Consider the following 9426-nt stretch of genomic DNA (forward strand, 5'->3'; position numbering starts at 1 on the left):
GGCTGGCCGCCTGGGCAAGGGCTGCAACAACGCGCTGCGCCCTTGGCCACCCCAGCGCGGGGACGATTCACAGGTCAATAGACCCTAACCATTCTGGCGAGCTTGTCGTGACTTGTGTGAATCCCGTCGTTAAGACCCGGTTATGACCGCCTTGTCCGCTCGCCCGCGTCTGTTTGCGCTGACCTGGCCGATGCTGCTGGAGCTGCTGCTGGGCATCGGCATCGGCATCATCGGTACGGGGCTGGCCGCCCGGCTGTCCGACAACAGCGGCGCCGCCTTCGGCCTGGCCAACCAGGTGTTCGCCGCGGTCTTTGTATTGTTCCGTGTCATCGGTGCCGGTGTCAGCGTGGCTGTCACCCAGGCCCTGGGTGCCGGCCGGCGCGATCAGGCCGATGCGGTGGCCCGCGCCGTGGTCGGCGCCAGCACCTGGCTGGGCGTGGGCGGGGCTGTGGTGGCGCTGCTCGCGGCCGGCCCGCTGCTGACGCTGGTGAATGCACCGCCCGAGGTGGCGCCGCTGGCCAAGACGCTGCTGCAGGCGCTGGCGCCGGCGCTGATGCTGGACGCCTGGAACGCCAACATGTCCAGCGTCATGCGCTCGCACCTGCGCAGCCGCGAGGCGCTGGCCGTCGTCGTGCTCATCCAGGTCGTCACGCTGGTGGTGGCCCTGCTGGCCATGCCGCGCCTGGGCCTGGTGGGCTATGCACTGGCCTGCACCTGCGGGCGCGGCATGGGCCTGATGCTGCATATCCTGCTGTGGCGCACGCGCTTGAACCTGCGGCTGCGCGCGGCCGACTGGTGGCGGCTGGTGCGTGCGCCGTTGAGAACGGTGCTGCACATCGGCATCCCCGGCGCGGCAGAGAACATCTCCTGGCGCCTGGCCTTCATGACCAGCCTGGCCGCCGTGGCCCAGCTTGGCGCCCATGCGCTGGCCACGCACGCCTATACGACGCAGTTCCTGCACGTGATCCTGATGTTCAGCCTGGCCATCAGCTTTGCGGTGGAGATCATGGTCGGCCACATGATCGGCGCGGGCAAGTTGCGTCGGGCTGACCGGCTGGTGCGGCGTTCCCTGGCGCTGGGCATTGCGCTGGCGCTGGTCGTCTCGACGGCYTTTGCGCTGGCAGGGCCCTGGCTGCTGACCCGCTTCACCTCCGACCCGGCCATCATTGCGCTGGGCTGCACGCTGCTGTGGTGGACGGTGCTCGTCGAGCCTGGGCGCAGCTTCAACCTCGTCGTCATCAACGCGCTGCGGGCCGCCGGGGACGCGCGCTACCCGGTGATGGTGGGCTCGGCCTCCATGGCCATCGTGCTAGCGGGCGGCAGCTGGTTTCTCGGGGTTTACCTGGGGTGGGGCCTGGTTGGCGTGTGGATTGCTTATGCCGCTGATGAATGGATTCGCGGCCTTTTGATGTGGCGGCGTTGGGCGACACTCGGCTGGCTGCCTCATGCCCGTGCGGCCCACCGGCGGCTGCGCCACAGCCGGGCCCATTGATTCGCGTGAATCGGTATTTTCCTATCCAGTAAAACTTGAGGGATGTTTTCTACAATGCGCCCCTTCCGCCTTGCTCACCCCATGCCCATGACGACCTCTCTGCCCCGTCTTGCTGCCTTGACCCTGCTGGTCGCATCGGCCATGGCCCAGGCCCAGCAGCCTGCGGTGATCTTCGACATGGGCGGCAAGTTCGACAAATCCTTCAACCAAGCCGGCTACCAGGGCGCCGAGCAGTGGAAGAAGGAAACCGGCAAGACCTATCTCGAGTTCGAGATCAGCAACGACACCCAGCGCGTGCAGGCCATCCGCCGCATGGCCGAGCGGGGTGCCAGCCCCATCATCAGCATCGGCTTCGCCCAGGCGTCGGCCCTGCAGCAGGTGGCCAAGGACTTCCCCAAGACCCAGTTCGCCATCATCGACGCCAAGGTCGACCTGTCCAATGTGCAGTCGCTGCTGTTCAAGGAGCACGAAGGCAGCTACCTCGTCGGCGCCATGGCGGCCCTGGTCACCAAGACCAACAAGGTCGGCTTTGTCGGCGGCATGGACATCCCGCTGATCCGCAAGTTCCAGTGCGGCTACGAGCAGGGCGCCAAGGCGACCAATCCCAAGATCGAGGTGTTCGCCAACATGACGGGCACCACGTCGACCGCCTGGAACGACCCGACCCGCGGCGGCGAATTGGCCAAGAGCCAGTTCGCCAAGGGCTCGGACGTCGTCTTCGCCGCCGCCGGCGGCACAGGCGTTGGCGTGTATCAGGCCGCCAAGGACGCTGGCAAGCTCGCCATCGGCGTGGACAGCAACCAGAACCACATCCAGCCCGGCACGATGCTGACCTCCATGGTCAAGCACGTGGACGTGGCCGTCTACAACGTGCTGAAGGCCTGGAAGCCCGGCGTCAGCGTGCTGGGCCTGAAGGAAGGCGGCGTCGACTATGCGCTGGACGACAACAACGCCAAGCTCATCACGCCACCGCTGAAGGCCAAGGTTGAAGCCATCAAGGCCGACATCATTGCCGGCAAGGTGAAGGTGGCCGACTACATGGCGGACAACGCTTGTAAGTTCTGAGCGGCGCGATGACGCCCGCCGTCCGCCTCCGGGCGATTTCCAAGCGCTTTGGCGCGGTCCAGGCCAACCGCGAGGTGTCCTTCGACATCGCCGCGGGCAGCGTGCATGGCCTCGTGGGCGAGAACGGCGCGGGCAAGAGCACGCTGATGGCCATCCTGTATGGCTACTACCACGCCGATTCAGGCCATATCGAGGTCCACGGCCAGCAGGTCCACATCGCCAACTCCCAACAGGCCATTGCCCTGGGCATCGGCATGGTGCACCAGCACTTCATGCTGGTCGACACGCTGACCTGCCTGGAAAACATCATGCTGGGCGCCGAAGGTCGCTTCTTCCTGGCGCCGGCCAAGGCCGAGGTGCGCAAGAAGCTGCAGGCGTTGATGCAGGAGACCGGCCTGACCGTGCAGCTCGACGCCGTCGTGGCCGACCTGCCCGTGGGCGAGTTGCAGCGCCTGGAAATCCTGAAGGCGCTGTACCGCGGCGCCAAGATCCTGATCCTGGACGAGCCGACGGCCGTGCTGACTCCGCAGGAGACCGACCAGCTTTTCGTCACGCTGCGCCGGCTCAAGGAGCGCGGCACGACGCTGATCCTCATCACGCACAAGCTGCGGGAGGTCATGAGCCTGTGCAGCGCCGTCACGGTGATGCGGGCGGGGCAGGTGGTCGAGACGCGTGCTATCTCCGAGTGGAGCGAGGAATCGCTGGCCGAGTCCATGGTCGGCCGCAAGGTCACGCTGGGCCGGCCCGAGGGCATGGAAGTGCATGCCGGCGAGGTGCGCCTGCAGGCGTCCGGCCTGAGCCTCAAGCACGCCAACGGCGTGCCGGCTTTGAAGGACGTGAGCCTGACACTGAAGGCCGGCGAGATCGTCGGCGTTGCCGGTGTGTCGGGCAACGGGCAGAGCGAGCTGCTGGAGGTGCTGTCCGGCCTGCGCGCGCCCGAGGGCGGCCGCCTGGAACTGGGCGGCAAGGCCTTCAAGCCGGAGGCCTGGCTGGATACGGCACAAGCCCGCCCTCTGCGCCTGGCGCATGTGCCCGAGGACCGGCATGCTGTCGGCCTCGTCATGAGCTTCCCGGCCTGGGAGTCGGCCGTGCTGGGCTACCAGAACCTGCCCAAGTACCGCAAAGGCGCGGCGATGAACCACGCCGCGATGCGCGACGCGACGCGTGCCATGCAAGAGCGCTTCGATGTGCGCCCGCGCGACGAGAACCTGGGCTCGTCCAAGTTCTCCGGCGGGAATCAGCAAAAACTCATCCTGGCGCGCGAGATCGGCGAGCAGCCCACCGTGCTGCTGGTGGGCCAGCCCACCCGCGGGGTCGACATCGGCGCCATCGAATTCATCCATGGCCAGTTGCGCGCCTTGCGCGACGCCGGCTGTGCGGTGCTGCTGGTCAGCAGCGAGCTGGACGAGATCCTGGCCCTGGCCGACCGCGTGATCGTCATGAACTGCGGTCGCATTACCGGCGAGCTGGCGATTGAAGACTGCGACGAAAAACGTTTGGGCCTGCTGATGGCCGCACAAGAAGAACGAGCTGCCGCATGAGCCAGCCTTTGACTCTCCCCCGCTGGATCGACATCGGCCTGCTGCCGCTTTGGAACCTGGCCATCGCCCTGGTCGTGGCCGGGCTGGTCGTCCTGGTCATCGGCCACAGCCCCTGGCAGGCGCTGACCGTGCTGCTCAACGGCGCCCTGGGCAGCGTGCGCGGCCTGGGCTACTCGCTCTACTACGCGACGACCTTCATCTTCACCGGCCTGGCGGTCGCGGTCGCCATCCACGCCGGCCTGTTCAACATCGGCGGCGAGGGCCAGGCGACGCTGGGCGGCGTGGGCGTGGCCCTGGTTGCGCTGTGGCTGGGCGCCAAGCTGCCGGCCGTCGTCATGCTGCCGCTGCTGGTCATCGCCGCGGCCTTCTTCGGCATGCTGTGGGCGGCGCTGCCCGCGTATCTGCAGGCCTGGCGCGGCAGCCACATCGTCATCACGACGATCATGTTCAACTTTCTCGCTGCGGCGCTGAACGGTTATCTGCTAGTGAACTGGCTGCGCCCGGCCGGCAGCATGTCCGTCGAGTCGGCCGAGTTCAGCGAATCCGCTCGCATGCCGGCCCTGCACCAGATGGCCGCCGCGCTGGGCTATGAGCTGCCGTCTTCGCCGCTCAACCTCAGCCTTGTCATCGCGCTGATCGCCTGCGTCTTCGTCGGCTGGTTCCTGTGGAAGAGCGCCGCCGGCTACGCGGTCCGCTCAGTCGGCAGCGCACCGCGCGCGGCCCACTACGCTGGCATCCGCCCGCGCGCCCAGGTGCTGATCGCGATGGCGATTTCCGGTGCGCTGGCCGGCATGGTTGGCATCAACGAGATTTCGGGCGTGCAGGGCAAGCTGACGCTGGACTTCGTCGCCGGCGCCGGCTTCACCGGCATCGCCGTGTCGCTGATGGGCCGCAACCATCCGGTCGGCATCGTGCTGGCCTCGCTGCTGTTCGGCGTGCTCTACCAGGGCGGCGTCGAGGTCTCGTTCGAGCTGCAAGGCTTCAGCCGCGAGATGGTGGTCACGGCGCAGGGCCTGATCGTGCTGTTCTCGGGCGCGATGGCCACGGTCAGCGCGCCGCTGTTTGCGCGCCTCTACGGCATGGTGAAGGGAGGCCGCTGATGGATGAAGTCCTGATTGCCTCGGTGCTGGCGTCCACGTTGCGCGTCAGCGCGCCGCTGCTGCTGTGCGCGATGGCGGGCGTGCTGTCCGAGCGCGCCGGCGTCGTCGACCTGGGCCTGGAAGGCAAGATGCTGTTCGCCGCCTTCGCGGCCGCGGCCGCCGCCTCGGTCACGCATTCGACGGCCTATGGCGTGATGGCCGCCATTGCCGTCGCCTGTATTGCCTCGCTGTTGCATGGCTTTGCCTGTGTGACCAACCGTGGCGATCAGGTCGTCTCCGGCGTCGCGCTGAACATGATTGCCGCCGGCCTTACCGTCGTGCTCGGCATCGCCTGGTTCCAGCAAGGTGGCCAGACGCCGCCCATCGAGCCCGACGTGCGCCTGACCGCCCTCGCCAAGGGCTTTGCCGAGCCGCRGCCGGGCAACTGGTTTGCCTCCGTCTTCGGCCACGGCCTGCTGAGCCACAACGTGCTGGTCTACGTCGCCTTCCTGATGGTTGCTGCGGTCTGGTTCTTTCTGGAGCGCACCCGACCGGGCCTGCGCCTGCGCGCCGTGGGCGAGAACCCGGCCATGGTGGAAGCGGCCGGCATGTCCGTGCAAGGCCTGCGGTACCAGGCGCTGCTGATGAATGGCGTGCTCTGCGGCCTGGCCGGCTCCTACCTGACGCTGGCGCAGAACGCGTCCTTCTCGCCCAACATGACCGCCGGCCGCGGCTTCATTGCGCTGGCGGCGATGATCTTCGGCAAGTGGAAGCCGCTGCCGACGATGGCGGCCTGCCTGCTGTTCGGCTTCCTGGATGCCGTGGCGATCCGCATGCAGGGCGTGCAGTTGCCTGGTATCGGCGAAGTACCCGTGCAGCTGATCCAGGCTTTGCCCTATATCTTGACGGTCGTGCTGTTGGCTGGCTTCATTGGTTCTGCCATCGCCCCCAAGGCGCTGGGCAAGCCCTACGTGAAGGAACGCTGAAATGGAATTGACCCAGGACCTGCTGAACCGCCTTCTCGCCGAATCGCTGCGCGCCCGCGAGTTCTCGCATTCGCCGTATTCGAAATACAAGGTCGGCGCGGCCATCCTCGACGAGCAGGGCCGCATCCACATCGGCGCCAACATGGAGAACGCGTCCTACCCGCAGGGCTGGTGCGCCGAGCCCTCGGCGCTGACGGCCATGATCATGGCCGGTGGCAAACAGGCCCGCGCAGTGCTGGTGACTGGCCCCGGCCCGGACATCATCACCCCCTGCGGCGGCTGCCGACAGAAGCTGCGGGAGTTCTCCGTTCCTGAAGAGCTTGTCGTCATTGCCGGCGATCCTGGCGGCATCCGCCAACGCTGGACCCTGGCCGAATTGCTGCCCCACAGCTTCGGGCCCAGTCACTTGCACATCTGAGGTTTTCCCATGATCGACAACAAAACCCTCGACGTCGCCATCTCCGCGAGCGTCGAGAAGCTGCAATCCCTGTTTGGCGACGCCCCTGAAGTCGCCGTCGTGCTCGGCTCCGGCTGGGCCGGCGCGGTCAGCCATGTGCAGGATGCCAAGGACCTGCCCTATACCGAGCTGCCGGCCTTCCCGCAGCCCAAGGTCGAGGGCCATGTCAACGAGATCGTCGTCGGCAATATCGGCAAGCAGCGCGTCATCTTCCTGCGCGGCCGCGCCCACACCTATGAGAGCGGCGACTGCACCGGCATGGCGGGCGCGTTGCGCACCCTCAAGCGCTGGGGCGTGAAGCTGCTGGTGCAGACCAATGCCTCCGGCTCGCTGCGCGGCCACATGCCGCCCGGCAGCCTGATGCTGATTGCCGATCACATCAACGCACCGCAGCGCAGCCCGCTGGTGGGCGAGCAGGGCAGCCATCGCTTTGTCGACATGGTCAATGCCTACGACGCCGACCTGCGCAAGCACGCGCTCGCCTTGGCCAAGCGCGAGAACCTGATGCTGGGCGAGGGCACGTACTGCTGGGCCCTGGGCCCACAGTTCGAGACGGCCGCCGAGATCCGCATGTTTGCGGCCTGGGGTGCTGACGCAGTGGGCATGAGCACCGTGCCTGAGACCATCCTGGCCCGCCACGCCGGCCTCAAGGTGATGGGCATCGCGCTGATGACCAACATGGCGGCTGGCCTGTCCGCCGAGGCGCTGACGCATGACCTGACGCTGAAGCAAGCCCAGCTCTCCGGCGAACGCGCCGCGAGCTTTCTGGCGGCCCTCATTGCGAGCTTTGCCGAGCTGACGCTATGACGGCCGATCTGAAGGCCGCGGCCCGTACGGCGCTGGCCTGCCTGGATCTGACCAGCCTGAACGACGCCGACACGGCTGCCGACATCGATGCGCTGTGCCGCCGTGCGCAGTCGCCGCATGGCCCCGTGGCTGCTGTCTGCGTCTGGCCGCGTTTCGTTGCCCAAGCGCGCGCCGCCTTGCCGGCATCCATCAAGGTCGCGGCGGTTGCAAACTTTCCCGATGGCGCTTTGGACCAGGCTCGCGCGCTGGCTGATGTCACGGAGATTGCGCAGGCGGGCGGAGATGAGGTCGACGTCGTGCTGCCCTGGCGCGCGCTGATTGCCGGTGACAGCACCGAGGTGAGCGAGTTTCTTTCCGAGGTCCGCTTCGCCAGCCGGCCGCTGACGCTCAAGGTCATCATCGAATCCGGCGAACTGGCCACGCCCGAGCGCATCGCCCAGGCCACGCGCCTGGCGCTGGCGGCCGGTGCCGACTTCGTCAAGACGAGCACCGGCAAGACCCCAGTCGGCGCCACGCCGGCCGCGGCGGCCGTGATGCTGAAGGAGATCGCCGCGAGCGGCCTGTCCGCCGCCGGCTTCAAGGCCTCGGGCGGCGTGCGCTCGGTGGCCGACGCCGCGGGCTACATCGCCCAGGCCGAAGCCGCCCTGGGCGCTGCCGCTCTCAACCCGCAACGCCTGCGCTTTGGCGCCAGTGGTCTGCTCACCGACATCGAAGCCGTGCTCTCCGGCGCTCAATCCGCCGCTGTCACCGCGGCTTACTGAGGGGCTCGGTAACGCTACGGGAATCGGATGCGTTGCCACTCAAAAGCCCGCGAGCAAGGCGCGAAGTCGACGCTGGGGTCATCCCCAGCGAGGCTTCGCAACGCCGCGCGCGGGCTTTTGAGTGACAACCCTTCGGGAGAGGGTCTGCGCGGGCGCATGGCGTTGTTGCGCGCCTTGCCTGGGCATGAGCCCAGGCGGCGTCGCACGCCTAGCCCTGCACCCGCGCAGACCCTCTCGCATCGATTCCCGTAGCATTACCGAGCCCCTATGCTTGCTCAAGAAATCATCCGCGCCAAGCGCGACGGCCAGGCGCTCAACGAAGCGCAGATCAACCATTTCGTCCGCGGCCTCGTCGACAACTCCTGGAGCGAAGGCCAGGTGGCCGCCCTCGGCATGGCCGTGTTCCTCAAGGGCATGGGCCGCGACGAAGCCGTGCTGCTGACCCGCGCGATGATGAACTCCGGCCGCGTCATGCGCTGGCCCGACATGCCCGGCCCCGTGCTGGACAAGCACAGCAGCGGCGGCGTGGGCGACAAGGTCAGCCTGATGCTGGCGCCCATGGTGGCGGCCTGCGGTGGCTATGTGCCGATGATTGCTGGCCGGGGCCTGGGCCACACCGGCGRCACGGTCGACAAGCTGGAGGCCATTCCCGGCTACACGACGACGCCCGACCCGGCCCGGTTCGACCAGATCGTGCGCTCGCTGGGTTGCGCCATCATCGGCCAGACCGCCGATCTGGCCCCGGCCGACAAACGCTTCTATGCGACGCGCGACGTGACGGCCACCGTCGAGAGCGTGCCGCTCATCACCGCCAGCATCCTGTCCAAGAAACTGGCCGCCGGCCTCGAAGGCCTGGCCATGGACATCAAGTGCGGCAACGGTGCCTTCGCGTCCACGCCCGAGTTCGCCAAGGAGCTGGCCGAGAGCATCGTCGCGGTCGCTGGCGGCGCAGGCCTGAAGACGCGTGCGCTGATCACCGACATGAACCAGATCCTGGGCAGCGATGTCGGCAATTCGCTCGAAGTGATCGAGACCATCCGCTACCTGAAGGGCGAGCACCGCGAGCCGCGCCTGCACGAAGTGACGCTGGCGCTGTGCGCCGAGATGCTGGTGCTGGGCGGCCTGGCTGCCAACACCGCTGGCGCTCGCGTCAAGCTGCAGGCTGCGCTGGACTCCGGCGCCGCTGCCGAGAAGTTCGCCAAGATGGTGGTTGCCCTGGGCGGCCCAGCGGACCTGAT

The 9426-nt window shown here is 67.5% G+C and carries 9 protein-coding genes; all 9 read left to right on the plus strand.

What is annotated here, in order from left to right; translation table 11 throughout:
* Positions 1 to 142 precede the first annotated feature (142 nt).
* Positions 143 to 1492, plus strand: coding sequence for an MATE family efflux transporter (locus ACXJKJ_RS29555; RefSeq protein WP_457394792.1), 1350 nt, complete (start codon positions 143 to 145; stop codon positions 1490 to 1492).
* Positions 1493 to 1573: 81 nt separating this feature from the next.
* The gene (locus ACXJKJ_RS29560) at positions 1574 to 2557 is read left to right on the plus strand and encodes a BMP family lipoprotein (protein WP_457394795.1); all 984 of its coding nucleotides are present in this window, start codon (positions 1574 to 1576) and stop codon (positions 2555 to 2557) included.
* A gap of 8 nt (positions 2558 to 2565) precedes the next feature.
* Positions 2566 to 4098 carry an ABC transporter ATP-binding protein gene (locus ACXJKJ_RS29565; protein WP_457394798.1) on the plus strand — a complete coding sequence of 511 codons (1533 nt, stop codon included), beginning with the start codon at positions 2566 to 2568 and terminating at the stop codon, positions 4096 to 4098.
* Positions 4095 to 5198, plus strand: a complete 1104-nt coding sequence (locus tag ACXJKJ_RS29570; protein ID WP_457354931.1) for an ABC transporter permease — start codon at positions 4095 to 4097, stop codon at positions 5196 to 5198. The genes ACXJKJ_RS29565 and ACXJKJ_RS29570 overlap by 4 nt, the downstream gene beginning before the upstream one ends.
* The gene (locus tag ACXJKJ_RS29575; RefSeq protein ID WP_457394800.1) at positions 5198 to 6163 is read left to right on the plus strand and encodes an ABC transporter permease; all 966 of its coding nucleotides are present in this window, start codon (positions 5198 to 5200) and stop codon (positions 6161 to 6163) included. Before ACXJKJ_RS29570 ends, ACXJKJ_RS29575 begins: the two co-directional genes overlap by 1 nt.
* 1 nt (position 6164) lies before the next feature.
* The gene (gene cdd, locus ACXJKJ_RS29580) at positions 6165 to 6581 is read left to right on the plus strand and encodes a cytidine deaminase (protein ID WP_457394802.1); all 417 of its coding nucleotides are present in this window, start codon (positions 6165 to 6167) and stop codon (positions 6579 to 6581) included.
* A 9-nt stretch (positions 6582 to 6590) separates the two neighbouring features.
* On the plus strand, positions 6591 to 7427 hold the full coding sequence (locus ACXJKJ_RS29585; protein WP_457394804.1) for a purine-nucleoside phosphorylase: 837 nt from the start codon (positions 6591 to 6593) through the stop codon (positions 7425 to 7427).
* Positions 7424 to 8188 (plus strand): deoxyribose-phosphate aldolase, encoded by a 765-nt coding sequence (gene deoC / locus ACXJKJ_RS29590; protein WP_056196095.1) that lies wholly within the window; start codon positions 7424 to 7426, stop codon positions 8186 to 8188. Before ACXJKJ_RS29585 ends, deoC begins: the two co-directional genes overlap by 4 nt.
* A 267-nt stretch (positions 8189 to 8455) precedes the next feature.
* On the plus strand, positions 8456 to 9426 hold a 971-nt coding region (locus tag ACXJKJ_RS29595; RefSeq protein WP_457394808.1), incomplete at its 3' end, for a thymidine phosphorylase.

This window comes from Roseateles sp. P5_E1, from assembly GCF_054049335.1.

Coding starts and splice junctions, on each gene's coding strand:
- ACXJKJ_RS29560 (WP_457394795.1), top strand. CDS start 1,574: ATGCCCATGACGACCTCTCTGCCCCGTCTTGCTGCCTTGACCCTGCTG.
- ACXJKJ_RS29565 (WP_457394798.1), top strand. CDS start 2,566: ATGACGCCCGCCGTCCGCCTCCGGGCGATTTCCAAGCGCTTTGGCGCG.
- ACXJKJ_RS29570 (WP_457354931.1), top strand. CDS start 4,095: ATGAGCCAGCCTTTGACTCTCCCCCGCTGGATCGACATCGGCCTGCTG.
- cdd (WP_457394802.1), top strand. CDS start 6,165: ATGGAATTGACCCAGGACCTGCTGAACCGCCTTCTCGCCGAATCGCTG.
- ACXJKJ_RS29585 (WP_457394804.1), top strand. CDS start 6,591: ATGATCGACAACAAAACCCTCGACGTCGCCATCTCCGCGAGCGTCGAG.
- deoC (WP_056196095.1), top strand. CDS start 7,424: ATGACGGCCGATCTGAAGGCCGCGGCCCGTACGGCGCTGGCCTGCCTG.